Raw genomic sequence first — 26,968 nt, 5'->3', positions numbered from 1 at the left:
GGGAACACCAGATCGTCGGCAACAGCCTGCGCCTGCGGCCGGTATCCGGGCCGTGGGGGCGATCTGGGTCCGCTCGATGGCGGCCGCGTCGACACGGCAAGCCTTCAGGGGCGGGCCGCGGGACGTTTGCTGCATGTCCGGCGGCGGCGGCTGACCGGGAGTGACGGACACAACATAGTGGGGATATTCCAACCCGTCAACACAAGATGCGGTAATCAGCACATGTCGCGACGATCAGTCGCAGGATGCCGTGTTGCACCTGCGCCGCCTTGTCGACAACGCCTGCGTCCCCAGTTCGGTACAACATCAACTTTCCCCGGAACACCGCCCATGCGCGCTGCCCAGTACCCCTCCTTCGGCGACCCGGCCGACGTCCTTGCCATTGCCGATGCCGCCCTGCCCGAGCCCGGCCCCGGCGAAGTGCGCATCCGCACCGTGCTGGCCTCGATCCACAACCACGACCTGCTGACCGTGCGTGGCCTCTACGGCTACAAGCCGACGCTGCCGGCGATCGGTGGTAGTGAAGCACTGGGCGTGATCGATGCACTCGGCGACGGCGTCGACGGCCTGCAGATCGGCGAGCGGGTTGCCGCCGCCTCGGTGCACGGCACCTGGGCTGAGGCCTTCATCGCACCTGCACGCATGGTGATTCCGATGCCGGAGGCGATCCCCGACGAAATGGCCGCACAGCTGATCGCGATGCCGCTGAGCGCGCTGATGCTGCTGGAGTTCCTGCACGTCGAGGCGGGCCAGTGGATCGTGCAGAACACCGCCAACGGCGCGGTGGGCAAATCGCTGGCGATGCTGGCGCGGGCGCGTGGCGTGCATGTGGCCAACCTAGTGCGCAATGCCGATGCGGTCGCACAGTTGCAGGCATTGGGCATCGATCATGTGTTCGACACCTCGGTGGACGGCTGGAAGGATCGCGTGCGTGAGGCGACCGGCGAAGCGCAGGCCGCGGCCGCGGTGGATTCCATTGGCGGCGACGCCAGCGGCGATCTGGTCGACCTGCTTGGCCACCACGGCACGCTGGTGTCGTTCGGTGTAATGAGCGGCGAGCCGATGCGCATTCCCGCCGGCGGCCTGATCTACAAGGAAGCCACGGTGAAGGGCTTCTGGGGCAGCAAGGTCAGCCAGGCGATGGCGGTGGAGGACAAGCGCCGGCTGGTTGGCGAACTGCTGAAGCGCGCGGCGAGCGGCGAACTGACCCTGCCGGTGGAGCAGATCTTCGCACTGGACGACATCGCCCAGGCGGCAAAGGCCGGTGCGGGTTCGGGCCGCAACGGCAAGGTGCTGCTGCGGCCGTGATGGCCGGACAACCGGGGTCGGATCCCTTTCCGTTGGAAAGGGATCCGACACGCAGCAGGAGTGCGGACCAACGGTCCGCACCCACCGAAGCACAGACCGCCCCACCGAGGCCACAGACTTTCGTTAAGAACCTGTGATGTATAACTGAATGCGCTTTCGTCATTGGAAGGCGCATGTACCTGCGTGCGGTACTGACGGCTCCTCCCCCGTTTGGCGTTGTCGCTTCCATGTACCGCACCACCCTGAACCTGCTTGCCGGCGCGATCGCGCTGGGCCTCTCCGCCGGCGCTGCCGGCGCCGCTGAAACCGCCGACACCGGCAAGGACAGCACCACCCTCGGCACCGTGCTGGTGACCGGCTCCAACATCAAGCGCAGCGATACCGCCGGGCCCAACCCGGTGCAGATCGTCAGCCGCGAACAGATCGAGCAGACCGGCCGCTCCACCCTCACCGACGTGCTGCGCAACCTGTCGGCCAATGCCGGCAACAGTTTCGACGAACAGTACACCGGCAGCTTCGCCGCCGGCTCGGCCTCGATCGGCCTGCGCGGCCTGTCGCCGAAGAACACGCTGGTGCTGGTCAACGGCTATCGGGTGTCCAACTTCGGCTTCGCGCTCAACACCCAGGACACCTTCGTTGACCTCAATGCGCTGCCGATCAGTGCGGTCGAGCGCATCGAAGTGCTGAAGGATGGTGCCTCGGCGGTGTACGGTTCCGATGCCATCGCCGGCGTCATCAACATCATCCTGCGCAGGAACTTCCAGGGTGTGGAAGTGGGCGGCGGCTTCGGTACCGCCACCCAGGGCGGCCTCGATGAGCGCAAGGCCAGCCTGCTGGCCGGCTTCGGTGATCTGGAACAGCAGGGCTGGAACGTGCTGTTCGGGTTGGACCTGCTCAAGCGCGACCGCCTCGATGGCGATGACCGTGCCTATACCCGCAGCGGCGATTTCCGCGACAAGCCGGGCGGTCGCCTGGCCGGGTGGTCCACCGCCGGTGGCAACTGGCTGAGCAACCCACGTGCCCCGCAGCCGTTCGGCAACTGCCCCGACGGCAGCCAGCTGCGCCCGTACAGCGACTTCGGCAGCACCCTGCCCGGCCAGGCCTGCGCCTTCAATGCGCAGCCGTTCAAGACCCTGCAGCCCGGCGCCGAGCGCCTGCAGGCGTCGCTGAGTGCGACCTACCGCTTCAATGACAGCGTCGAAGCGTTTGCCGATGTGCTGTACAGCCACAACAAGGCCGACCAGATCTTCAGCGCGCCGTTGACCGTCGGCCCCGGCCTGCGCGCCTACAACCCGGCCACCGGCACCCTGATCGATGTGCCGGCGGTGCTGCCGGTCGGCCACCCGAACAACCCGGGCAGCACGCCGCTGCCGTTCGAGTACACCTTCTTCGATCTCGGCCCGCGCCTGAAGGACAACACCCAGGTGTTCTACCGTGCCCTGGCCGGGGTGCGTGGCAGTGGCGAGCGCTGGGACTGGGAAGTGGCAGCGCTGACCTCGCAGAGTGCACAGCGCGAGTACGTCGACAACTTCGTCAACCGCTACGCCTTCGAGCAGATCCTGCGCGATGGCAGCTACAACTTACTCAACCCGTCCAGCACGCCGGGGGCGCTGGATGCACTGCGCCTGCAGACCAAACGCCCCGGCTGGTACAAGCTGCACTCGTTGAACGTAAAGGCGTCGACCACGCTGTGGGAGCTGCCGGCCGGTGCGGTCGGCTTCGCCTGGGGCGCCGAGTTCCGCAAGGAATCACTGGATGCGCGCACCAGCGCGCAGGTGCTGTCGGGTACCGAGCTGCGCCCGGCCATCAACGTGGTCAACGGTGAGCGCCAGGTCAGTGCCGCCTACGCCGAACTGAGCGTGCCGCTGCACCGCACGCTGGAACTGCAGCTGGCCGGTCGCGGCGACCGCTACGATGACTTCGGCAAGGCGTTCTCGCCGAAGGTGGCATTGCGCTGGCAGCCGCTGGACAGCCTGCTGCTGCGCGGCTCGTTCTCGCGTGGCTTCCGTGCGCCGTCGCTGCCGGAGATCGCGCCGGGCCAGACCGTCAGCTACGGCTCGGTGATCGATCCGTTCGACCCACTGCAACCGGGTGGCAGCCGCGGCGTGACCAACATCCGCACCGGCAACCCGGACCTGAAGGCCGAGCGCTCGCGTAACTTCAACGTGGGTGCGGTGTGGTCGCCGGATGGCGATACCAGCATCGGCCTGGACTGGTACCGCATCGAACAGGACAACCTGGTCAAGCCGGACAGTGCGCAGTTCATCGTCGACAACCCGACCCTGTTCCCGGGCCGCGTACAACGCGAGAACGGACGCATCCAGTTCATCACCAACCAGTACGCCAACCAGGGCGAACTGACCACCTCGGGGCTGGACCTGGACGCCAGCCGTACCTTCCGCACCGACGGTTGGGGCAACTTCACCGTCGCCGGCAGCTGGACCCACCTGCTCAGCTTCAAGCAGCCGCTGGTGGCCGGCCAGGCGCCCTATGACGGGGCCGGCAACAACCGCCACGGCGCACTGCCGCGCACCCGCGGCACCACGTCGTTGAACTGGGCGGTGGGCGACTGGAGCAGCACGCTGAGCCTGCAGTACGTGAGTGGCTACGACCAGCGTGTGGCGACGGTCACCAGCAACCCGGGGCTGCGTGACCGCATCAAGCCGTATCACCAGCTGGATCTTTACGTGGCCTACGAAGGTATTCCCAACACCACGCTGTCGCTGTCGGTGCTTAACCTGACCGACAAGGACCCGCCGTTCGACCCGGCCGGTGGCTCCAACGGTTTCGACATCAGCCAGTACAACCTGCGCGGGCAGTTCGTCTCGCTGGGGGCACGCTACCGGTTCTGATGGGGCAAAGGGGTGTGCGGACCAACGGTCCGCACCCACCGAATCAGCGGCTCAGGTGCAGGAACTGCAGGTGCCGTTCGTACTGGCTGATGATGTCGTTGATGATCTGCTTGCGGCTGTAGCCGACCAGGTCGTAGTCCTGGCTGCCTTCGAACAGGTGCACTTCGGCGCGGTAGTAGCGCTGGTTGCGCAGCTGCTGTGCGGCGAACGACGGCGTCAGGTAGCCACTCAGGATCACCCGGTACAGGAAGTCCTGCTGCTCGCCGTGGTTCACCGTCAACTCCATGTCGCCGGCCTCGAAGCGCGTGGCCACATCCCAGCCCTGCCCGCGCAGCTGCTCGGCCACCGCCTCCATCGCTGGCTTCACGGTGTCGTCCATGAAGCGGTAGACCTGGTCGCGCACCGGGAAGTGCATGGCCTGGCTCAGGCGCTGGCGCCAGCCCTGGTGGTGGCGGTCGTCACCGATCAGCGGCGAGGGACGGTACTGCAGCGCGCGCTTGCGGTGCGATTCGTCACTGAAGGCGCGGGTCAGGCCCCACATCATCAGCAACAACACCGCCGAGAACGGCAGCGACGCCAGCACCACCGCCGATTTCAGCGCATCGATGCTGCCGGCCAGCAGCAACCCGGCGGTCAGCACCGCGATCACCGTGCCCCAGAACACGCGCAGCCAACGCGGACCATCATCCTCCGGCGCCCCGCCATGCGAGGACAACGTGGACAGCACCACCGCGCCGGAGTCAGCCGATGTCACGAAGAAAATGAAACTGACGAACACCGTCACCGCGATCACCGCCTTGCTCCACGGATACCCATCCAGCAGGGCATACAGCACGGTGGGTGGATCATCTACCGCCAGTTGCGCCAGTTGCTGCTGGCCATGGTGCAGCACCTGGTCCAGCGCGCTGTTGCCGAAGATCGACAGCCACGCCAGGGTGAAGCCGAGCGGGATCAGCAGCACGCCGAACACGAACTCGCGGATGGTGCGGCCACGCGAGATGCGCGCGATGAACAGGCCGACGAACGGCGCCCAGCCGATCCACCAGGCCCAGTAGAACACCGTCCAGCCGCCCAGCCATTCCGGTCGGCCGCCATAGGCGTACACGTCGAAACTCTTGCCGACCACGCTGCCGAGGTAGTCGCCCAGGTTCTGCATCAGCGTGCTGAGCAGATACTGGGTGGGGCCGGCGCACAGCATGAACAGCACCAGTGCGATCGCCAGCAGCATGTTGATGTTGGCCATCCAGCGCACGCCCTTCTCCACCCCGGAGACGGCCACGGCCACCGCCGCGCCCATCATGCTGACCACCAGGATGATCTGCACCAGGTTGGAGTGCGGGATGTTGAACAGATGCGACAAGCCGGCGTTGAGGTGCAGCACGCCGAAGCCCATGTCGGCGCCGATGCCGAACACGGTGGCGACAATGCCCAGCGCGTCCACGGTGTAGCCAATCGGCCCATTGATGCGCTTGCCGATCAGCGGGTACAGCGCGGAGCGCAGGGCCAGTGGCAGGTTGTGGCGGTAGGCGAAGTAGGCCATCGCCATCGCCGCCAGCGCGAACACCCCCCAGCCATGCAGGCCCCAGTGCAGGAACAGCAGCTGCATGGCCTGGCGCGCCCCGGCCTCGCCCGCAGCCGGGTCGCCCTGCGGCGGCTGCAGGTAATGGGTCAGCGGTTCGGAGACGCAGAAGAAGAACAGCGTAATGCTGATGCCTGCGGCGAACAGCATGCCGGCCCAGGAGAGATAGCTGAACTCCGGCTCGTCATGGTCGGCACCAAGCTTGATGCCACCGTACTTGGACAGCGCCACGCCGACCACGAACACCAGGTACAGGGTCATCGCCAGCAGGTAGTACCAGCCGACATTGAGGGCGGCCCAGTCCTGCGCCTTGACCAGAAGGCGGCCCGCACCGAGCGGGAACAGGCTGACGAACAGCGCGAACGCCACGACAACGATCGCCGCGAAGGCGAACACAGGCCGAAGGGTGCGCACCGGGGATTGTTGCGGCTCCAATGCTTCCATGGGGGCGGCGTTCTCCGGTAGATCAAAGGGTTAGCCGACCGATTCTGGCTGAACCGCAGTGGACAGAGCATGAAGTTGCGGCCTGCGGTCACAGGCCCGGCCCACCATTCCGTGTTATCACGCGCGCGCCGAAGCGTGCCTGCGAGCGCAGCCGCGCGCGGACCGCGTGCATCGCGGCCACGCGCGTACTGTCCAATCACGACATCACATGCACCGCGCACAGCTTGTTGCCATCCGGATCGCGAAGGTAGGCGAGGAACAGCTGCCGCCCGGCCATGTTGCGGATGCCGGCCGGGTCTTCGATGGCGGTGCCACCGTGGCTTACGCCTGCGTCCTGCCAGCCACGCACGGCATCGGCACTGTCCAGGGTGAAGCCGATGGTGCCGCCATTGGCATGGCAGGCCGGCTCACCATCGATCGGTGCGGTGACGATGAACATGCGGCCGTCCTTGAAATACACCAGGCGCCCCTTGTCATCGAAGACACCGGGACGGGCGCCCAATGCGGTGAACAGGGCATCGTAGAAGCGATGCGCGGCGTCCATGTCGTTGGTTCCAACGGTGATGTGGCTGAACATGCGGGCACTCCCTGCGGAAAGACCGCAGTGTCGGCGAGCCCGGCGGTCATCGCAAACGCCCTGGCCGTTGCCCCCCCCTGCGCAGGGTTTGTCGTACACCTCCCGATCACACTATAATGGGAATCATTCTCATTAATGATCGATGCCGATGGCCGTGTCCGCCGCCTCCAGCACCGCGCTGGCGGGGTTCTACCGCGAACACCATGGCTGGCTGCTGGGCTGGCTGCGCCGCCGCACCCACAACGCCGACTGCGCCGCCGACCTGACCCAGGACACCTTCGTGCGCCTGCTCAGCCGTCGTGTCGATCCGTCCGAACTGCGCCTGCCGCGTGCTTACCTCAGCACTATCGCGCACGCCCTGCTGGTCAACCACTGGCAGCGCGCGGATCTGGAGCGCGCCTACCTGACGGCCTTGGCCGCCCAACCGGAGCCGGTGCATCCATCGGCGGAAGAACGCACGCAGGCGCTGCAACTGCTGCACGCCATCGCCGACATGCTGGCCGGCCTGGCCAAACGCCCGCGGCGTGCGTTCCTGCTGGCACGACTGTCCGGCCTGGGCTATGCGGAAATCGGCCAACAGCTGGGCGTGTCCGAGCGCATGGTCAAGAAGTACATGGCGCAGGCGATGCTGCATTGCCTGCGCCTGTCCGGCGACGCGGCGGCATGAGTGCCGCATTGGCCAGCCCGGCACTGGAGCAGGCGGCAGAGTGGTTCGCGCTGCGCGAGCAGGGCTGGAGTGATGACGAACAGTACCGCTGGCGCACATGGCTGCAGGCTGATGCCGGCCACGCCGATGCGTGGCGTCGGGTCGAGTCGGTCTGGCAGTCCTTTGCGCCCCTGTCGGCGCCGGCCGCCGCCACCGCGCTGGATGCCGCAGGCCGTCGTCGCCGGCAGGCTCTGCGCAGCCTCGGTGGTGCACTTGGCATCGGCGCGGTTTCACTGCTGGGCCTGCATGGCCTGAAGGCGCAACGCGGCCTGCAGACGCAGCGCACCGTTGCCGGGCGCACCGGGCACTGGAGGCTGATTGATGGCAGCCAGTTGTGGCTTAACGCGGACAGCGAAGTCACCATCGACATCGGCAGCGGCCGCCGCGCCCTGCATCTGCTGCGTGGCGAGCTGCTGCTGCAGACCGGCCACCATCCTGCATTCACCGGCCTGCCGCTGACCGTGCATGTGCCGGGCGCACGCCTGCAGCCGATCGGCACCCGCTTCGCGGTCGGTCGTGAGGCGCAGGGCAGCCGCCTGGATGTGTTCGAGGGCGTGGTGCGCTGCCTGCCGATGTTCGGTGCGGCGCTGGATGTGGCTGCCGGAGGCGCGGTGCGGATCGGCCCGATGGGCGGGCTCACAACGGTCGCTGCCGATCCTCTGCGCGGTGACTGGCAGGACGGACGACTGCAGGTACAGGACACGCCTTTGATCCGCGTCATCGATGAGCTGGCCCGCCACCATCAGGGCTATCTTGGCTGTGATCCGGCGCTCGCCGCATTGAAAGTCACGGCAGTACTGCCACGCCTGGACAGCACCCAGGCGCTGCATCTGCTGGCCCGCGCCCTGCCGATCCGTGTCGAGCAGCGCTGGCCGTGGTGGACCGTCGTGCGTCCGCTTTGAAATCGCGGTTCCCTTTCTGCGCGCTCACCGGGCACTACAAGGGAACCCATTGCGGATGTTGCCGCCCCCATGAAACTGTCCTGCCCCTCCCCTCGCCCCCTGGCCATCGCCTTGTGCATGGCCCTGGCGACCCCCTGCCTGCTGCCTGCCTCGGCCCATGCACAGGAGACCGCCGCTGCGGTCCGCTGGCAGATTGCGCCCGGCCCGCTCGACCAGGCCCTGACCGCGTTCGGCCAGCAGTCGGGCCTGTCGATCGCTGCCGATGCGCGCCTGACCCGCGGCCGCCACAGCAGCGGCGTGCAGGCCACGCTCGGTACTGACGCAGCATTGGCGCAGCTGCTGGCCGGCACCGGCCTGGCCTTCCAGCGTGATGCCAGCGGTGTGGTGCTGCAGGCGGCACCCACCGCTGAAGCCGGGGTACGCCAGATCGGCACCCTGCGCGTGGCTGGCCAGGCCAGCGAAGGCGCTTCACAGTGGGGGCTTGCCGATGCCGATGCGGTCTACCGTGACAGCGGCTCGCGCGTGCACCTGGACCATCAGCAACTGGAACGCTTCCGCGGCCAGTCGATCGGCGACGTGCTGGCCGGTGCGGTGGGCGTGCACACCGCTGACGTTCGCAACGGCGGTGCGCTGGACGTCAACATCCGCGGCCTGCAGGGCCAGAACCGGGTGCCGGTGATCATCGACGGCGGCCAGCAGGCCATCGACGTGTACCGCGGCTATGCCGGCGTGCAGCAGCGCAGTTATCTCGATCCCGATCTGATCAGTGCGGTCAGCATTGAAAAGGGACCGAGCCTGGCCGCCAACGCCGCCAGCGCGATCGGCGGCGTGGTCTACATGGAAACGTTGAACGTCGATGACATCCTCGATGATGGCCAGACCTGGGGCCTGCGCATGCGCGGCGGCGTGGCCGACAACAGCATCGACCGCACCCGCACCTTCAAGCAGATCGCGCGCGGCAGCGACAACCGCAACAGCCTGCGCGACCCGCGCGACTGGAATGGCAGCGTGGCCTTCGCCCAGCGTGGCGAAGACTGGCAGCTGGTCGCGGCCTATGCGCGGCGCCGCCAGGGCAACTTCTTCGCCGGCAGCAACGGTGCGCATCGCTACGACAACCAGCACCTGTCCAGCGGCGGTACCGGCATGTCCAGCCAGGCCGTATCCAAGCTCTTCCATCCGGGCGATGAAGTGCTCAACACGCATACCGACAACGAATCGGCATTGCTGAAATTCACCTGGACGCCCAACCCGGACCAGCGGTTGGAGCTGAGCCACCGCTACTTCAACTCCAGCTTCGGCGAGATCATGCCGTCGGCGATCGGACGCGTGGGCGAGTCCAACGAATGGGTGACCTACGTGGACAAGGCCAACACCATGTTCCAGTTCGAGCCGGGAAAAATGCGGGTCAACGCCACCTCGCTGCGCCACCGCTACCGGCCCGAGGCGCATCCGTGGCTGGATCTGAGCAGCACGCTGTGGTTCACCACCGCCACCAGCCGCATGTTCAACAGCAACGTCGCCAACACGCCGCTGTTCAAGGACGTGCCCAACGACCAGATGCCCGACACGCTGGGCGAGACCTATGGCCCGGGACTGCAGTCGGACGTGAAGACCCAGCGCTGGGGCGTGGACAGCAGCAACACCACGCGCTTCAGCAATGATCTGGGCGACTGGACGCTGCGTTATGGCGCCTCCTTCCAGCACGAGGACACCGCGCCCAACTCACCGGTGCTGCCGGTGGATTTCAACAACAACCGCTACCTGCGCTCGGGCACGCGCCGCGAGGCCAGCGTCGTCGCCTCGCTGCAATGGCAGCCGTGGGACTGGCTGTCGCTGACCGCGGGCGGCCGCTTCACCGACTACCGCACCCGCGACCGCAACCGCGTGGCCTTCGTCAGTGAATCGCGCGACCTGCGCTACACCTTCGCGCGGCTGAGCAAGGGCGGCCAGCTGCTGCCCGGCTGGTACAAGGAGTGGTACCCGGATGCCCAGGGCAATTACACCTATGACTCGCTGCGCGCCACGCCCTATGGCGACAGCACGCTGGGCCAGGCCTACGATTTCGACGGCTTCATTCCTGATCCGCGCGGCGCCAACGGTTTCTATACCAAGCAGATTCCCACCGCCTGGGGCTACAAGCCGGCGATCCGGCGCTCCGGCCACGGCTTCGCGCCGTATGCAGAGGCGCGCTTCAACCTCGACGAGGACATGTTCTTCTACGTTAAGTACGCACAGGGCTGGAAGATGCCCAGCCTGTTCGAGTCGACGCTGGGCAACAGCACCTCGGCGCCGGTGGCCGACCTGAAGCCGGAGAAGAACCGTTCCTGGGACATCGGCTTCAGCCTGCTCAAGCGGGACCTGTGGCGCGACGGTGACCGCCTGGCGTTCAAGGTGGCCTGGTTCAAGAACGATATCGACAACGCGATCACCCGTCGCTTCGATTCCAGCAACTGGGCGTTCTACGTCGACAACGTCGACAACTACACGGTGTCTGGCTATGAGCTGCAATCCGGTTATGACGCCGGCATCGCCTATCTGGACCTGTCGGCCAGCTACTACCAGCGCGCGCGTACCTGCGATGCGGCCACCGCCAAGCGCCTGCGCGAAGACCCCTATGCGAAGTGGAGCAAGCTGGACACCACCCCGGACTGCGTGGATGGCGGCTTCGGCACCTCGTTCGTCAACGCGCAGAACCCACCGAAATACTCGATTCACAGCACGCTGGGCTTCCGCCTGTTCGACAAGCGGCTGGATACCGGCATCCGCCGCACCTACAACAGCGGCCCCACCCACGAACTGGACAAGCCCTGGAACACCACCGGCTCGACCGGCCTGCAGAACATCTACCTGCCGACCGCGATCTATGACTTCTATGCGCGCTGGCAGTTCACCCCGAAGGCCGAGGTGGAACTGGTGGTCAGCAACCTGCGCAACACCTACTACATGGACACGCTGGCGATGAGCCTGATGCCGGGCCCGGGGCGCACCACGCGGCTGAACTTCACCGCACGCTTCTGAGTGCTTCAGAAACAGCAACGCCCCGGGGAGATCATCCCCGGGGCGTTTGCCTGCGGCGGCTCACGCTCTGGAAGGTGCCAACCGTGGTTCTGGTAGGCGCCAACCTTGGTTGGCGCAACGATGCATCACTTCGCGGTACTCAGCAGCAGCACTGCAATAGTGACCAGCGCAATGCCGACCCAGCCGATCGGGCGCAGTCGGTTACCGAACAACAGGCGGCCGCAGGTGGCGGTACCGATCACGCCGATCGCCCCCCACATCGCATAGGCCGTGGCCAGATCCATGTAACGCACCGCCTGGCCCAGCAGGGCGAAGGCGATCCAGACCAGGATGATCGCGCCGACGCCCCATCGCCAGCGGCGGAAACCTTCCGACTTGGCCACCATCATGTTGGCGGCGACGTCGATCAGGGCCGAACAGATCACGAAAAACAATGCCAAGGTATTCATCAGTGCGCCTCCCCGAGGGTGACGCAGACGATGCCGACCACCGCCAGCACCAGGCCGGCCAGCTGCTGCAGCGACAGGCTTTCACCGAAGACGGTGATTCCGACCACGGTCAGCAGGGTCAGGCCGAGGCCTTCCCACACTGCGTAGGCCACGCCCACGGCGATGCGGCGCACCGACTGCGCCAGGAAGAAGTAGGACAGCGCCAGCGCGCCGGCCATGATCAGGTAACCGGTCCAGCCGCCATCGCGGGCGGCATGGGCCATGAACGAGGTGCCGACCACTTCGGCGACGATCGCCACGGTCAGGCAGGCCCAGGCGACCAGCGCGCCACGGGCGGGAACAGTACGGGACATGTGAAACTCCTTGCAGGGCGGGGACCGCGCCGCCTTTTCATAGATCCACGCCGTGTGTGGAGGATCCGGAACGCCCCGCAGACGGCGGCGACGGAAGCCAGTATCATCGCCTTTTGCGGTGGTATCAAAATGGATTCCATCGACAGGAGCGATGGATAAATGCCCTACTCCCCTGAATCCCTGCAGGCCTTCGTGGAAGCCGCGGCGCTGGGCTCGTTCTCGGCGGCGGCGCGACGCCTGCGCAAGACCCAGTCGACGGTCAGCACCGCCATCGCCCACCTGGAAGCCGACCTGGGCGTGAGCCTGTTCGACCGCAGCGGGCGCTACCCGCAGCTGACCGAGGCCGGGCGCCAGGTACTTGGGCACGCGCAGGAAATCCTGGCTGCCGATGCCCGCCTGCAGCAGTTGAGCGTGCGCCTGGCCGCACCGGTCGAGCCGCGCTTGACCGTGGCATTCTCCGACGTCTACCAACTGGACCCGGAACAACGGGTGCTGCAACGCTTCGCCGAGGCGTTCCCGGAGATCGAGCTGGAATGGCTGGATGCCGAGGGCGAGGACGTGCTGGAACTGGTGAGCAACGGACGCGCCGCGCTGGGTCTGCTGCCACGGCAGGAGCACTATCCGGACGGACTGGTGGCACGGCCGCTGGCGCACCACAGCGAGCTGTCGGTGTATGTGGCGCGCGAGCATCCGCTGGCCAGCGCTGGCCGTCGCGCCGCCGCGCAGCTGGCGCGGCATAGACAGGTGCGCCTGAGCGCGGAAGTCGATCAATCCCGCGTGGTCACCGGCCTGGCCTGGACTGCCACCGATTACCTGATGGTGATGGAGATGGCCGAGGACGGCCTCGGCTGGGCCGAACTGCCGCGCGCATTGGTACAGCGCTACGACCGCGGGCGGATGGTGGAACTGCTGCTGCCCGGCTGGCCGCGGCGCATCCACAGCGACCTGCTGTGGCGCCGCGACACGCCGCCAGGCCCAGCCGCACTCTGGTGGGCCGACGCGCTGGGGTGAAAAGGGGACGGAGGGGATTAAGTCGTTTGTGCCACAAACGACTTAATCCCCTCCGTCCCCTTTTTCAGTTGCCGGCCAGCGGCCGGCACTACCGATCAGGGGTGCACCAGCGCGTAATCCAGCGCCGAGCACACTGCGGCCACCTGCGCGTCGTTGCACTGCTGCGGGGTCGCACGCGGGCTGTCCGGGTAGACCTCGGTGGTGGTGGTGTACTTCGCCCCGGTAATGCCGGCGCACAGGCCCAGCTTCACCAGCGGGTACTCGATCACGCCATGCGCCACCACCGGCGAACCGATGATCTCGCCCTTGTCGTCGGCCGGCGCGATGTGGGTGACCTTTTCCACCGCGGCGATGACCGCCTGCTGGAAGGCCGGTTGTGGGTTCTCGCTGTCGTCCACCAGGTAGAACCCATCGGGAATCAGGCCCGGCTCGAACGGCTTGCCGTCACGCGCGGCCAGCGCCGGGCGGAACTCGCTCTCGTCGCTGTCCGTGGTTTCGTGCAGGTCGATGTGCAGCACGAACTGGTCCTTGATCGGTGTGATCAGTTCGATGACGGCGGTCGATTCGCGGGCCGGGCCGTCGGCCCGGAAGTTGCGGTTCGGGTCGATCGCATCGAAGTTCCAGCGGTTGATGCGCTCGAAGCCCCACGGATTCACGCACGGCGCCACCAACAGGTTTGCCTTGCCGGCATAGTCGGCAGCGTGCTTTTCGAGGAACTCCAGCGCGCCCATCACGCCGCTGGTCTCGTAGCCATGCACGCCACCGGTGACCAGCGCGGCCGGCAGCGCCGGGTTCCAGTCGCGGCTGCGCAGGGCGAACAGGGTATAGGTCTCGCCGGCGTAGTCGAGCTGGCCGTAGGCCACCTTGTCAAAGCGCGAAGCCAACGCCTCGATGCGCGGCAGCACCTCCTCGTCGTAGCGACGCAGGCGCTGCTGGCGGCCACGCCACGCCTCCCGTTCCGCCGCTCCCCACGGCTGGCCAGGGGTTCCGACGGGGTAGAAAGCGGCTTGGGACATGGCAGATCTCAGCGAGTCAGGAAGCAATCGCCCACTCTACCACCGGCCCATCGGCATGAACCGGCGGCGCATTCCAATGGCGAATGGAATCAGCAATAATTCTCATTTACCACCTTCCACGACCCGCGCCAATGCCCATCCACGCCCTGCAACCGGCCCGCCTGCCCCTGGCTGCCGCCCTCGCCCTGTGCCTGCTCCCGGCCACCAGTGCCTTCGCCCAGGACGGCGCCACCACGCTGGACAGCATCCAGGTCTCCGGCAGCTGGCTGGGCACCGGCCTGCATGACAGCGTCAAGAGCTTTGCCGGCGCACGCACGGTGGTCGACCGCCAGCGCATCGAGGCCAGTGGCGCGGCCAGCATCGGCGATGCCATGCGCCGCATCCCCGGCGTGCAGGTCACCGACAACTCCGGCACCGCCGGCAGTTCGGTCTCGCTGAACATCGGCGTGCGTGGCCTGACTGGGCGCTACTCGCCGCGCTCGACTGTACTGCTGGATGGTGTACCGCTGGCGGTGGCGCCGTATGGCCAGCCGCAGCTGTCGTTCGCGCCGACCAGCCTGTCCAACATCGAATCGATCGACGTGGTGCGCGGCGGCGGCGCGGTGCGCTACGGCCCGCAGAACGTGGGCGGCATCATCAACTTCAGCACCCGTGCCATTCCCACCGGGGCCGGCCTGCACGGCGAAGCGGGCATGCGCTACACCGCCTACGACCATGGCGGCGGTGACAGCACCCAGTACAACGCCTTCCTCGGCGGCACCGGCGACAACGGCCTGGGCGCGGCCCTGCTGTATTCCGGCCAGGATGGCCGCGGCTGGCGCCAGGGCAGCGATGACCGTTTCAACGACCTCGCGCTGAAGTTCGCGTACGCCATCGACGAACAGCAGGAACTGCGCGCCAAGCTCTCCTACTACGATGTGCGCTCGCTGACGCCGGGCGGCCTGACCCGTGCCCAGTACGAGGCCGACCCGTTCCAGAACACCCGTCCCACCGATTTCTGGAAGGGCCACCGCACCGGCATCGACCTGGGCTACACCAACACGCTGTCGGACAACAGCGAGTTCGAGGTGCTGGCCTATTACAACGAGAGCACCCGTGCCAGCTCGCTGATCAACGCCACCAGTACGCAGGTGACCGTGCAGCCGCGCGACTACCGTGTGCTCGGCATCGAGCCGCGCTACACCCAGCGCCTGCACTGGGGCGCCAGCGTGCACGACATCACCGCCGGCTACCGTTTCCTGCGCGAGCGTGGCAACGACCGCAGCTACACCGTCACCCGCCGCACCGGCGTGGCAAGCGCCACCAACCGCTTCGACAACGCCACCGACGCGCACGCGGTCTACATCGACGACCGCATCGCGATCGGCCAGTGGCGGATCACCCCGGGCGTCCGCATGGAATGGATCGACATGGACCGCCGCCAGGCCGGTGGCGCGGCGACCTTCAGCAGCCGCAACGACAAGGCCCTGCCCTCGATCAACATCGCCTACCTGCTGACCCCGCAGCTGACCGTGTTCGGCAACTACACCACCTCGTTCGGGCCGGTGCAGAACATCCAGCTGAATTCGCAGAGCGCCAGCAACCCGCTGAACCCGGAAATCGCCAGGACCACCGAACTGGGTGCGCGCTGGCAGGACGGTGCACTGCGCGCGGAAGTCACCGTGTTCAAGATGCGCTTCGACAACCAGATCCTGCAGGTACCGGGCATCACCCCGCCGACCTTCCAGAACATCGGCGCCACCGACCACAAGGGTGTGGAAAGCGCGCTGGAGTACCGCTTCGCCGAGGACAGCGCGCTGGCCGGGCTGGAGCTGTACGCCAACTACACCTGGACCAAGGCGATCCAGCAGTCCGGTGACAACCGCGGCCTGGACGTGCCGTTCTACTCGCGCGACACCGACAGCGTCGGCGCCCGCTACGCGCTGGCCGGCTGGACCTTCAATGTCTCCAGCACCCACCAGAGCGGCCAGTTCTCCGATGCCGCCAACACCTGGCAAGAAACCGCCGATGCGCGCGTGGGCCGCGTGCCCGGCGTGCGCCTGTGGAATGCACAGGTGGCCTGGCAGGTGCCGGGACTGGGTGACAGCGAGATCGCGCTGGGCGTGAACAACCTGGCCGACAAACGCTGGTATACCCGCAACGTCGATGGCAATGCCGGCCGCATGGTGGCTGCGCCGCGCACCTTCTACGTGCAGGGCCGCTACCGGTTCTGAGGCGATAGCCGCCCGATACAGTGACGGCGGTGCTCACGGTGGCGGCGTATCATGCCGCCACCATGTCACAGCCTGTTTCGCCATCGCGCCTGCACCTGGCCTTCCAGGGCCTGCGCCTGCGCCTGCGTGGCAGTGACCTGTGGTTCATCGCGCTTGCCCTGCTGGTCGGCCTGATCGCCGGCTACCTGACATTGCTGCAGTCGGGCATCGCACGCTGGCTGCAGGGCACCCTGTACGGGCTGGACGACGGCATGCGCCTGAGCTCCCTGCCCTCGCTGACCTGGACCGCGCTGCTGGTGCTGCCACTGGGTGGCCTGCTGGTCGGCCTGGTCAGCCTGGCCGCGACCCGGCTCAAGCGGCCCCTGCTCGATGCGGTCGAAGCCAATGCGCTGCACGGCGGCCGCATGTCAATGCGCGACAACCTGATCGTGCTGACCCAGACCCTGCTGTCCAATGGTTGCGGCGCCTCGGTCGGCCTGGAGGCTTCGTATACGCAGATGGGCGCGGGCAGCGGCTCGCAGCTGGGCCGGGTGATGCGCCTGCGTCGCAACGACGTACGCATCCTGGTCGGCGCTGGTGCCGCCGGTGCCATTGCCGCCGCCTTCGGTGCGCCGCTGGCCGGTGCGTTCTATGCGTTCGAGATCGTCATCGGCGCCTACACCCCGGCCGCGCTGGCGCCGGTGGCGGTGGCCGCGTTGGCCGGCGCGTTCGTGGCCGACCAAGCCGGCATCGAGGCCTACCTGCTGCCTGCCGCCTCAACCATCGACGTGCGAGCCGCCGACTACGCCATCTACGGCCTGCTCGGCTGCTGCTGCGCGATGGTCGGCATCGCCATCATGCGCCTGATCGCCTCGATTGAAGGCACCGTCAAACGCAGCCCTCTGCCGGCCTGGGGACGGCCGGTGGTGGGTGGACTGCTGCTGATTCCACTGGCACTGGCCAGCCCGCAGGTGCTGTCGTCCGGCCACGGCGCCCTGCACCTGGACCTGACCACGCACCTGCCGCTGATCTGGATCGGCGGCCTGCTGGCCCTGAAGTGCCTGGCCTCGGGCATCTCGCTGGGCTTCGGCTTCCGCGGTGGCCTGTTCTTCGCCTCATTGTTCATGGGCACCCTGGTCGGCGCCCTGTTCGCCGGCCTGTTGGCGATGGCCACCGGCGTGCCGGTGATTGATGCAACTTCGGCCGCACTGGCCGGCATGGCCGCGCTGGCCGCCGCCGTGGTCGGCGCACCGATGACCATGGCCATGCTCGTGCTGGAAGGCACCCACGACTTCCTGCTGACCAGCGTGGTGATGAGCGCGGTGCTGGTCTCCAGCACGCTCGTGCGGCAGTGGTTCGGCTACTCGTTCTCGACCTGGCGCATGCACCTGCGCGGCGAGACCATCAAGAGCGCCCGCGACGTGGGCTGGGTGCAGAACCTCAACGCCGGCCGGTTGATGCGCAAGGGCGTGGCCACCGCCCCGGCCGACCTCGATGCCGCCGCCTTCCGCCAGCGCTTCCCGCTGGGCTCGGGCAGCCGCGTGATCCTGATCGACAGCGAAGGCCATTACGCCGGGATCGTGCAGATTCCGCGCGTGTACGGCGACGGCGTGAAGCCCGAAACCATGATCGGCGAACTGGCGGAAAACCGCGACGTGTCACTGTTGCCGAGCGCGGACGTGGTCACCGTGATGCAGCGCTTCGACCACACCCAGGCCGACGAACTGGCCGTGGTCGCTGCCGACGGCCAGGTGCTGGGCGTGGTCTCCGAAGCCTTCGTACGCAAGCGCTACGCCGAGGAACTGGACAAGCGCCAGCGAGAACTGATGGGCGAGCGGGTCGAGGACACCGACTGACCCCGCAAAAAGGGGACGGAGGGGATTAAGTCGTTTCTGGCCCCTCGAAATCCACGCATGGCGTGGATCTACTGTCACCTCGACCGGGTAGACTCCGGCCATGCGCTTCATTGAAACCTTCCAGCCCGGCCCCTTCGCCGACACCGTGATCAGCCTGCTGGCCGCCTTCGTGCTGGGCACGCTGATCGGCGCCGAGCGCCAGTACCGGCAACGCACCGCCGGCCTGCGCACCAACGTGCTGGTCGCCGTCGGCGCCGCTGCCTTCGTCGACCTGGGCATGCGCATCGCCGGCAGCGCCGAGGCGGTGCGGGTGATCTCCTACGTGGTCTCCGGCGTCGGCTTCCTCGGCGCCGGCGTGATCATGAAGGAAGGCATGAACGTGCGCGGCCTCAACACCGCCGCCACCCTGTGGTGCTCGGCGGCGGTCGGCAGCTGTACCGGCGCGGACATGCTGGCCGAAGGCGTGCTGCTGACGGTCTTGATCATCGCCGGCAACACCCTGCTGCGGCCGCTGGTGAATGCGATCAACCGCATTCCGATCAACGAGACGGCCACCGAGGCCACCTACGAGGTGCGCCTGAGTGTGGATGCCGAAGCCGTGCCGCGCGTCCGCGAGCGCCTGGTCGATGCGCTGGAGGCCGCGCAGTATCCGGTCGGTGATGTGCAGGTGGTCGAGCATGCCGACGCGCCCACTGATGTGATCGCGGTGCTGGTCAGTACCGCCGTGAGTGCCGATGAGCTGGACGTGGTGCTGGCGCGGATGGAGCACGTGCCGGGCGTGCTGCATGCCACCTGGGAAGTCAGTACCCGCGATTGACGGGGCTGCGCGGGTTCACCCACCCGCCAGGCGCTGCTGGGCCCGCAGCAACTTACGGAACGAACCGCACTGGCGCGCATCCTGCGCTTCCGGGCAGGCCGCCGCGCGTTGTAGATGGCGGCGCACCCGCTGCAGCTGGGTGATCTGCTGCTGCAGCACATCGGCCTGTGCCAGCAGGGCTTCGCGATCCAGCGTAATGCATCCGCGCTGAGGCGGCAGCGACAACCCGATCTGCTGCAGCGACAACCCGGCCGACTGGCCAAGGCCGATCAACGCCAGGCGCTCCAGCACCTGCTCGTCGTACTGCCGGCGCAGGCCGCGACGGCCCAGCGACTGCAACAACCCGAGCTGCTCGTAGTAACGCAGGGTCGAGGCCGGCACGCCGCTGCGCTTGACCACCTCGCCGATATCCAGTTCACGCATGGGCTTGACCTCAAGTCGCCTTCAAGCATCAACCTATGGGCAACTTCCCGGCAGGACAAGGCCATGGCCAGTACATCCCCCGTTGATCAGAATGCGCTCTGGAATGGCCCTGGCGGCCAGATCTGGGTCGCCCAGCAGGCCATCCTCGACGGCCTGTTCCAGCCCATGGCCGACCTGCTGGTGGCCGAGCTTCCGCAAACCGTCACGCAACTGCTCGATATCGGCTGTGGCACCGGCGCGAGCCTGCTGGCATCAGCCGCCGCTCGCCCGGCGACACACAGCACCGGCCTGGACATCTCCGCGCCGATGCTGGCACTGGCCCGCCAGCGCGCCGAGGCGGCCGGACTGGACGCGGACTTCATCCTGGCCGATGCGCAGCAGCATCCGCTGCCCTCCGCGCACTTCGACTGGATCCAGTCGCGGCTGGGTGTGATGTTCTTCGAGGATACCGGCGCGGCCTTCGCCAACCTGCACCACGCCGCGCGACCGGGTGCCGGCCTGCGTTTCATCGCCTGGCGCAGCGCAGAGGAGAACCCATTCATGACGACGGCCGAGCGTGCCATTGGCGATGAACTCGATCTACCCCCACGCGCACCAGGAGCACCCGGCCAATTTGCCTTTGCCGATGGCCAGCGCGTGCAGCGTCTATTGCAGGCCGCCGGCTGGAAGGATGTGGAGTTGGTCGCGGTAGACCTGCCCTGCTCGATCGCCCGCGATGAACTGCCGACCTATGTCGGCCAGCTGGGCCCGTTGGGCTTGGCGCTGCGGAACCTGCCCGAAGACCGCGCCGACGCACTTCGAAACAAGGCGCTGGCCGCGTTCGCGCCCTTCATCGAAGGCGACCGTGTGCGCGTCGATGCCGCCTGTTGGCTGGTCCGCGCCCGCGCCTGATACAAAAAAGGGGACGGAGGGGATTAAGTCGTTTCCGGCACAGCCGGGGCAAGAACGACTTAATCCCCTCCGTCCCCTTTTTCTACTACAGCGCCTCGCCGGCGTCCGCCAGGCGCGATTCAATCAGCGCATACCACTGCTGCAGCACGTCGATCAGCATGTCCAGCTCGGCGTCGGTGCGCTGCGCGCGCCCACTGCGCAGGCAGGCCTGGGCTTCCTGCAGCTGGGCCAGGAAGCCGGCCACGGTATCGGCCTGCAGGATCAACCCCGGCAGGCGCCGCCCGGGAATGCGCACCACCGCATGATTGCCGAGCTGGCCGTACACACTCAGTGTGGTTTCCGTCTTCATGGAAAGAGGCAGGAATTGGGCGTTCATCGCGTGCACCATGGAAAACCTGAGCCGCCGGCAGGCGTGGACAACGGGGGAGACGTGGCCACGTCCTGCCGGCGGTCAGGGGGGACTCGGGATGCCGGGGACTCGCCCCGGCGCAGGATTCTCAGCGTGGCTGCGCCACACCCGCGATCTGCACGCGCCGGTTCGGCGCCAGGCAGGCGATCAGCTCGCGACGGTTGCGCTGCTCGCACTGCACGATCGGCTCGGCCGCGCCGCGTCCTTCGGCACTGATGCTGGCTGCAGGCACGCCGCCCTGCACAAGCGCGCTGCGCACGGCCTCGGCACGTCGCTGCGACAGGGCCTGGTTGTAGCTGGCACTGCCGATACGGTCGGTATACCCGGTCACCCGGATTGACTGCACCTGACTGGCCTCGCGCACCTGTGCCAGCACGCCCTGCACTGCTTGCTGCCCCTCGGCGCTGAGCACCGCGCTGTCGAAACCGAACAACGCGTCGGCGGACAGGCGCAGCGGCTGCTCCGGCAACGGCGCCGGTGCGGGCGGGGCCGGAGGCCGCGGCGGGTCCAGCACCGCCGCACATGATTCAGGCTTCCAGTAGCCGCCCTGGGCGATGCCCTTGCTGTCGAAGCGGACCTGGAACTGGCAGGTGAAGTATTCGGCCCCCTGTGCGGTGCGGAAGTTGAACAGGTAGTTCCACTCGCGCACGCCCCACATGCCTTCATTGAAATGCGGCGTGCCCAGCAGCGTGTACAGCTGGCGCTTGCTCATGCCCGGCGCGAAACGGCGCAGGTCGGCGACGTCGGGATAGATGCCTTCCTTCAACGAGGCCTTCGAGGCCTCCGGGAACTGCACGGCGGTGGTTTCGGCAGGACCCTCGGCGGCCGGCGCATGGCTGCGGCAGGCGGCCAGCAGGCCCATTCCCAGGACCAGGCCCAGCACTGCGGCCATCTGGCCGGTGCGGGCGATGCGATGCTGTTTCATGTCATTCCCCCTTTGGACGTTTCCGCGATGCCGGGCCGCGCGTGCGGCCCGGCGGCGGGGATCACCACTGGATGCCTGCACCGACGGCCACACCGGCCTCGCCACGGCTGTTGGTGGAGCCGCTGAACTTGTAGATCCAGCGCCCTCCTTCGGAAACACCGGAGATACCAACCGCCACGCCCGACTCGCCGTTGTAGCTGCCGGCGGCGACCGAGGCCATGCTGCGGCCCGCTTCGCTGGGCTGCGGCAGTGCTGCGGTGGCCATTGCCGAGGCGATACCGGCCGAGGCGCGGTTGTCGGTCTTGCGCAGGTCGCGCTCGAAGCCACCCATGCGCTCGTCGGTGTAGGCCTTCGACCAGTCCAGGGTCTGCGCCATGCCCGACTTCAGCTGGTCGACGTTGACTGCGTCGGTACCGGCGGTGCCGGCGGCGACGTTACGCACCGTGGTCGGGCCGCTGTTGGTGCTGCCCAGCGTGACACTGTTGTAGTTGGTCGCGCCGTTCACCGTGGTGTCGTAACGGATCGTGCCCTGCTGCGAGGCCTGCAGCTGGCGTACGTTGACCGCGTCGGTAGCCTGCGAACCGTCGGCCACGTTGACCACCTGGCGTTCGGCACCGGCGGCACCCACTGAGACCGTGTTGGCCCGGTTCGCCACCGAACCCGCACCCAGCGCCACCGAGTTGTCGGCCTGCGCCTGCGAGCCATTGCCCAGCGCGGTCGAGTTGGCACCGGCGGCGGTGGAGCCTGCACCACCGGCAGCCGAGTTGGCACCGCTGGCGGACGGATCGGCCAGGTTGTTGGTGTTGTTGGCGCGGAAGCTGCCGGCCACGTTGGTGATGTTCTGGATCTTCTGGTCGGTGTACTTCTTCGACTCGTCGATGGCGTAGTTCACGCCGTTCTTCAGCTGGCCGACGTTGGTTGCGTCGTACGTATCGGAACCGTCGGCGACATGGGTGATCTTGCGCTCGCTGCCGGTGCTGCCGACCGAAACCTCACCGGCCGAGTTGCTGGCGCCGGTCTGGCCATAGGCGCCGGTGTAGCCGCTCTGCGCACCGACGCTGGCCACCGACCCGGCACCCAGGGCGACGCTGTTGCCGGCACTGGCGCTGGCGCCGTTGCCGACCGCCACGCTGTTGGCACCGGCCGCACTGGCCTGCGGGCCGACCGCCACCGCTTCCGCACCGGCAGCCGTTGCAGGCGCTGCGGTCGAGTTCACTGCCAGGTAGGCACTGCCACCGCTGTTGTTGGTGATGCGTTGGTTGAGGACCTTCAGCGAGCCGTCCACCGCAGTGAAGGCGGCGGTGACATTGTTGTAGTCGCCGCTGGTAAAGGTGCCGTCGGTGGCGATGCTGGAGATGCTGAACTTCGGCGCGGTCCACACGTTGGTGGTGCCGTTGTACGCGGTGGTGCCACCGAAGTAGTTGGCGATGGTGCTGTTCGTGCTGAACAGCTGGTCGCCGGTGATGGCGTCACTGCTGCCGGCCAGAATGCTGCCGGCGGCGACGTTGGTGATCTTCACCGCGCCGGTGCCGGTACCCGTCAGCGTCACGCTGTTGAGCACGTTGCCACTGCCATCGACATCGTACTTCACGGCCAGCTTGTCGATCTCGCCGGTCTGGTCGGCGACGTTGGCCAGCGAGTTGCTGACCGCATCGAAGGCGGTACCGACGTCGTTGTAGCTGCCCTTGGTCACGGTGCCGTTGGCGGCGACGTTGTTGATCGAGTAGGTCGGTGCGGTCAGCACGCCGCTGGCGTTGACCGCTGCGCCACCACCGAGGTGGGTGGCCACGGCCTGGTTGGCCGCAAACAGCTGGGCGCCGTTGATGGCCTCGCTGCTGGTGGCACTGACCTGGCCCGGGCCGAGATTACGCAGCGTGGTAGCCGTGCCGGTCTGGCCGAGCGTGGCACTGGCGTAGTTGACGCTGCCGTCGCCATTGAGGTCATAGCGCAGTGCCCCCTGTTCCGACGCCTGCAGCTGGCCGACATTGACCGCATCGGTCGCTGCGGTACCCGCAGCCAGGTTGGTGACCTGACGCTCGGCACCGGCGGCACCGATGGACACGCTGTTGGCACGGTCAGCCAGGCTGCCGGCACCCACCGCGATGCTGTTGGCGGCGGTGGCGCGGGCGTTGGTACCGACCGCGATCGAGTCGGCGCCGCTGGCCAGTGCCTCGGTACCGGTCGAGTTCACCCGCAGATACTTGGTGCCACCGTTGCGGATGTCGGTGATCTGCGTGTTGAGATTGACCAGCGAACCATCGACCGCGGCGAAGGCATCGGTGGCGTTCTCATACAGACCCTTGGCGATCGCACCGCCGGTGGAGATGGTGCTGATCTCGAACAGTGGTGCGGTGAAGGCACCGCTGGCCGGATCGAAGGCTGCGCGACCGCCGAAGAAGCTGGCGATGGCCGCATTGGTCGCCGCCAACTGGCCGCCATTGACCGCTTCCAGGCTGCCGGCGGTGACCGTACCGCCGGCCAGGTTGCCGATGGTGGTAGTGCCGGTGCCCGCACCGAGCGTGACGCGGCGATAGTTCGGATTGCCGGCACCGTCCAGATCGTAGGTCACCGCAGCGGCCGCCACATCATCGATCAGGCTGATGGCACCCTTCAGCTGGGCCACGTTGACCGCATCGGTATTGACACTACCGGCGGCCACGTTGGTGATCTGGCGCTCGCCGCCTCCGGCGGTACCCACCGACACTTCACCGGCCGAGACCTGCGGCGCAGTGAGCCCATAGGCGCTGTAGCTGGCCTGGGCACCGCGCAGCGCGGCCGAACGGTAGCCCAGTGCAACCGAATTGGCCTGGTTAGAGGTCGCCTCGGCACCGAGCAGGGTCTGCCCGTTGGCCGTGCCCACCGCGCTGTCGCCGACGATCACCGAATGGCCCATGCGTGCGGCGTAGTCCGCGGTCGGCACGCCGGTCGGGTTGCTCGGGTCATTGGTGCCTGCACCTGGGAAGGCCACGTTGGCATCGACCTTCGGCAGTTCGTGGCGGGCATTGGCGCCAATCACCACTTCCTTCGAACCGTTGGCAAAGGCGCCGTCACCCATCAGCACCTGGTAGTCCTGCGCCGCATTGACTGCCCAGCAGGAGATGTCGGCCAGGGCGATGTCCAGGCACTTGGCCGCCCACGCCGGCGAATCCTTCGGTAGCAGCAGCCCGAGCAGGCCGCCCGGATTGCCGTTGTTGATGTTGTAGATGTAGCTGTCGGAGGTGACACCACCGATCAGGGTCAGGTGCGAGCTGCCGCCGGTGACGGCGCCACCCAGGCCGTTGAGAGTGCTGCCGACCGGCGACAGGTTGACCACGGGCAGGCCCAGCACATTGACCGTCGAGTAGGTCTGCATCACGTTGGCGTTGCTGAGCTTGAGGTTGCCGTTGCTCAGGTAGCCGTTGCCGCCAAACAGGCTGGTGGTGGTCGGGCCAATCAGCTGCCCGACGTTGCCAACCAGGCCGCCGGTGCCGATGATCAGGCCCGCGTTCGGATCGGCCGGAGCCGGCGCCTTCGGGCTGGTCGGCGGGATCGCCGAGGGCTTGGTCAGGCCGAGACCGCCGAGGGTGCCGCCGACCAGGCCGCCTACGGCACTGCCGAGATTGCCGATGGTGCCGTTGAGGTTGCCATTGAGCAGGTTGCCGACGGCGCCGCCGACATTGCCGAGCGTATCGCCCAGCAGGCCCCCCAGGCCGCCGGTGCTGCCACCTGTAGCGCCATTGAGTACACCGCCGACGGTGCTGCCCACCGCACCCACTGTATTGTTGAGCGTGCCGCCCACAGTTCCGCCGACAGCACCAACCGTGCCAACTGCACCGTTGAGTGCACCGCCGACGGTGCTGCCGACCGAGCCGACCGTGCCGTTGAGTGCACCACCCACAGTGCCGCCGACTGCACCAACCGTGCCAACCGCACCGCTGAGTGCGCCGCCGACGGCGCTGCCGACCGAACCGACCGTGCCGTTGAGCGCACCACCGACGGTGCCGCCGACTGCACCAACCGTACCAACGGCGCCATTGAGCGTGCTGCCCACTGCGCCGCCTACCGTTCCAACCGCGCCGTGCAAGGCGCCGCCGACCGCACCAACCGTGTTGCCTACGGTGCCATCAAGCACGCCACCCACGGCGCCACCTGCCGCGCCGACAACGCCGCCCACCAGGCCACCCACGCCCAGTGCGCTGTTCTGCGCTGCCACAGTCGCTTGGCCGGCCAGCTTCAGATTGCGGTCGGCCACGACTTCCTGGCCATCGGGCGCCTGCACGCGCACTTTGCCGGCAACACCGGTATCGAAAGCTGCGGTGATCGCACGATCATGGGTCTCGCCCGGCAGCTCCTCCTTTGCCGGCAACGTGACCGCCGCCGTCGCCTTGACTTGCCCCTGGCCATCGATCTGGTGGCCCGCCAGCTTCAGCTGCGAATCCACCTTGCCGTCAACGGACGCCTTGAGGCCGGACAGCGAGCCAGCGGATGCGCCAGCAACAGCGGCGGCCGCCTTGGCACCGGTATCGATCGAGGCCACCTGGGCACCGGCGATGCCAACCCTGGCCTTCGCCTGCGCATCCGCAGCCACACCGAGCGGCGCATGCGCGGACGGCGCAACGTTGGCCGCCAGTGAGGCATCAATCTTCGCCACATTGGACGCTGCGTGCCCCAGCCCGACATTGGCGCGAACATCGGCGGCCAGTGCAGGAACCGCGACCTGCTTCGGCGCGGCGTTCGCCGCCAGCTTCACCTGTACGGTAGCCGGCGGCACGTCGCGCACGATCGGCAGCGAGGTCGTACTCAGCTGCAGGCCCACACGCGCGTCTGCGCTGATCGCCGGACTGCTCTGCGCCTGGCGCGATGCCGCGGCCAGCGCGACTTCTGCGTCGACCTTGACCGGCATCGGCTGCGCGTACTTCGCGGCCAGTGCCTGCAGATCACGCAGCGACTGATTGGATTCGGATGCTCCTGCATTCCCGCTGGCCAGCGCACACAGCAGGGCCAGGGCCAGTGCGGTCGGCATCAGCAGGACACTGCGCGGATCGCGGGCGGCGCTGCCGCCGCTATCGCCGGTGGCCAGTTCCGAGGCCACAACCAGAGCATTGAGCTGGCGGTTCCATACACGCCGGTAGATGCGGTTCATGAGCATTTCCCCCGTAGGCGAACAACTGGAATGTCAGTGGACTTGCCGTTAGGCAGGTGACTGACATTTCAGCGTTTGCAACGGCGGCTGCGCACTTCATTCCGGCACGGCAATCGCG

Annotated in this window: 19 protein-coding genes; 10 read left to right on the top strand and 9 right to left on the bottom strand. The window is 67.4% G+C overall.

From position 1 onward, the window contains the following. Positions 1 to 330: 330 nt before the first annotated feature. Both V3B25_RS09380 and V3B25_RS09375 read left to right on the top strand, forming a co-directional pair. Positions 331 to 1,308 carry a zinc-binding dehydrogenase gene (locus tag V3B25_RS09380; protein ID WP_329810557.1) on the top strand — a complete coding sequence of 326 codons (978 nt, stop codon included), beginning with the start codon at positions 331 to 333 and terminating at the stop codon, positions 1,306 to 1,308. A 173-nt stretch (positions 1,309 to 1,481) separates the two neighbouring features. Beyond that, on the top strand, positions 1,482 to 4,160 hold the full coding sequence (locus V3B25_RS09375; protein ID WP_329810556.1) for a TonB-dependent receptor: 2,679 nt from the start codon (positions 1,482 to 1,484) through the stop codon (positions 4,158 to 4,160). Positions 4,161 to 4,203: 43 nt separating this feature from the next. On the opposite strand, the gene betT is transcribed toward V3B25_RS09375, so the two are convergent. Together betT and V3B25_RS09365 are read right to left on the bottom strand one after the other, a co-directional pair. Continuing rightward, positions 4,204 to 6,183 carry a choline BCCT transporter BetT gene (betT, locus tag V3B25_RS09370; RefSeq protein ID WP_088026253.1) on the bottom strand — a complete coding sequence of 660 codons (1,980 nt, stop codon included), beginning with the start codon at positions 6,181 to 6,183 and terminating at the stop codon, positions 4,204 to 4,206. A 196-nt stretch (positions 6,184 to 6,379) separates the two neighbouring features. After that, the gene (locus V3B25_RS09365; RefSeq protein WP_049423060.1) at positions 6,380 to 6,760 is read right to left on the bottom strand and encodes a VOC family protein; all 381 of its coding nucleotides are present in this window, start codon (positions 6,758 to 6,760) and stop codon (positions 6,380 to 6,382) included. 148 nt (positions 6,761 to 6,908) lie between these two features. On the opposite strand from V3B25_RS09365, the gene V3B25_RS09360 reads away from it, so the two are divergent. The 3 genes from V3B25_RS09360 to V3B25_RS09350 all read left to right on the top strand — a co-directional run bounded on the left by V3B25_RS09360 (position 6,909) and on the right by V3B25_RS09350 (position 11,386). After that, on the top strand, positions 6,909 to 7,427 hold the full coding sequence (locus tag V3B25_RS09360) for a sigma-70 family RNA polymerase sigma factor (RefSeq protein ID WP_329810555.1): 519 nt from the start codon (positions 6,909 to 6,911) through the stop codon (positions 7,425 to 7,427). Beyond that, positions 7,424 to 8,368 (top strand): FecR domain-containing protein, encoded by a 945-nt coding sequence (locus V3B25_RS09355; protein ID WP_329810554.1) that lies wholly within the window; start codon positions 7,424 to 7,426, stop codon positions 8,366 to 8,368. Before V3B25_RS09360 ends, V3B25_RS09355 begins: the two co-directional genes overlap by 4 nt. A 69-nt stretch (positions 8,369 to 8,437) precedes the next feature. After that, positions 8,438 to 11,386 carry a TonB-dependent receptor gene (locus V3B25_RS09350; RefSeq protein ID WP_329810553.1) on the top strand — a complete coding sequence of 983 codons (2,949 nt, stop codon included), beginning with the start codon at positions 8,438 to 8,440 and terminating at the stop codon, positions 11,384 to 11,386. Between the two features lie 125 nt (positions 11,387 to 11,511). Here V3B25_RS09350 and V3B25_RS09345 read toward each other — a convergent pair whose 3' ends face one another. Then, positions 11,512 to 11,835, bottom strand: coding sequence for an SMR family transporter (locus V3B25_RS09345; protein WP_329810552.1), 324 nt, complete (start codon positions 11,833 to 11,835; stop codon positions 11,512 to 11,514). Next, positions 11,835 to 12,188: an SMR family transporter gene (locus V3B25_RS09340; RefSeq protein WP_106468289.1), complete on the bottom strand. Its 354-nt coding sequence runs from the start codon at positions 12,186 to 12,188 to the stop codon at positions 11,835 to 11,837. The genes V3B25_RS09345 and V3B25_RS09340 overlap by 1 nt, the downstream gene beginning before the upstream one ends. Before the next feature lie 159 nt (positions 12,189 to 12,347). On the opposite strand from V3B25_RS09340, the gene V3B25_RS09335 reads away from it, so the two are divergent. After that, positions 12,348 to 13,199, top strand: a complete 852-nt coding sequence (locus tag V3B25_RS09335) for a LysR family transcriptional regulator (RefSeq protein ID WP_329810551.1) — start codon at positions 12,348 to 12,350, stop codon at positions 13,197 to 13,199. A gap of 95 nt (positions 13,200 to 13,294) precedes the next feature. Here V3B25_RS09335 and V3B25_RS09330 read toward each other — a convergent pair whose 3' ends face one another. Next, entirely contained in the window at positions 13,295 to 14,215 is a 921-nt protein-coding gene (locus V3B25_RS09330; protein ID WP_329810550.1) for a M14 family metallocarboxypeptidase, read from the bottom strand. Between the two features lie 131 nt (positions 14,216 to 14,346). Here V3B25_RS09330 and V3B25_RS09325 point away from each other — a divergent pair, with 131 nt between their 5' ends. The 3 genes from V3B25_RS09325 to V3B25_RS09315 all read left to right on the top strand — a co-directional run bounded on the left by V3B25_RS09325 (position 14,347) and on the right by V3B25_RS09315 (position 19,080). Then, positions 14,347 to 16,428, top strand: coding sequence for a TonB-dependent siderophore receptor (locus V3B25_RS09325; RefSeq protein ID WP_329810549.1), 2,082 nt, complete (start codon positions 14,347 to 14,349; stop codon positions 16,426 to 16,428). Between the two features lie 62 nt (positions 16,429 to 16,490). Continuing rightward, positions 16,491 to 18,263, top strand: coding sequence for a chloride channel protein (locus tag V3B25_RS09320; RefSeq protein ID WP_329810548.1), 1,773 nt, complete (start codon positions 16,491 to 16,493; stop codon positions 18,261 to 18,263). 100 nt (positions 18,264 to 18,363) lie between these two features. Next, a complete protein-coding gene (locus V3B25_RS09315; RefSeq protein ID WP_049423067.1) occupies positions 18,364 to 19,080 on the top strand; it encodes an MgtC/SapB family protein in 717 nt (238 codons plus the stop codon). Between the two features lie 15 nt (positions 19,081 to 19,095). Here V3B25_RS09315 and V3B25_RS09310 read toward each other — a convergent pair whose 3' ends face one another. Next, positions 19,096 to 19,503, bottom strand: a complete 408-nt coding sequence (locus V3B25_RS09310; RefSeq protein ID WP_049423068.1) for a MerR family transcriptional regulator — start codon at positions 19,501 to 19,503, stop codon at positions 19,096 to 19,098. Positions 19,504 to 19,566: 63 nt separating this feature from the next. On the opposite strand from V3B25_RS09310, the gene V3B25_RS09305 reads away from it, so the two are divergent. Next, a complete protein-coding gene (locus V3B25_RS09305; RefSeq protein WP_049423069.1) occupies positions 19,567 to 20,394 on the top strand; it encodes a class I SAM-dependent methyltransferase in 828 nt (275 codons plus the stop codon). 85 nt (positions 20,395 to 20,479) lie between these two features. On the opposite strand, the gene V3B25_RS09300 is transcribed toward V3B25_RS09305, so the two are convergent. The 3 genes from V3B25_RS09300 to V3B25_RS09290 form a co-directional block, all read right to left on the bottom strand. After that, a complete protein-coding gene (locus V3B25_RS09300) occupies positions 20,480 to 20,770 on the bottom strand; it encodes a hypothetical protein (RefSeq protein WP_019659952.1) in 291 nt (96 codons plus the stop codon). A gap of 121 nt (positions 20,771 to 20,891) precedes the next feature. Then, on the bottom strand, positions 20,892 to 21,728 hold the full coding sequence (locus V3B25_RS09295; RefSeq protein WP_012511335.1) for an OmpA family protein: 837 nt from the start codon (positions 21,726 to 21,728) through the stop codon (positions 20,892 to 20,894). Positions 21,729 to 21,789: 61 nt separating this feature from the next. Next, a complete protein-coding gene (locus V3B25_RS09290) occupies positions 21,790 to 26,850 on the bottom strand; it encodes a YadA-like family protein (protein WP_329810547.1) in 5,061 nt (1,686 codons plus the stop codon). Between the last annotated feature and the right edge of the window lie 118 nt (positions 26,851 to 26,968).

Origin of the sequence: Stenotrophomonas sp. SMYL8, from assembly GCF_036320065.1 — a bacterium.
GTDB lineage: Bacteria > Pseudomonadota > Gammaproteobacteria > Xanthomonadales > Xanthomonadaceae > Stenotrophomonas > Stenotrophomonas maltophilia_A.
The sequence above is the reverse complement of the archived record's forward strand: the minus strand, read 5'-3'. Positions and strand labels throughout refer to the sequence as shown.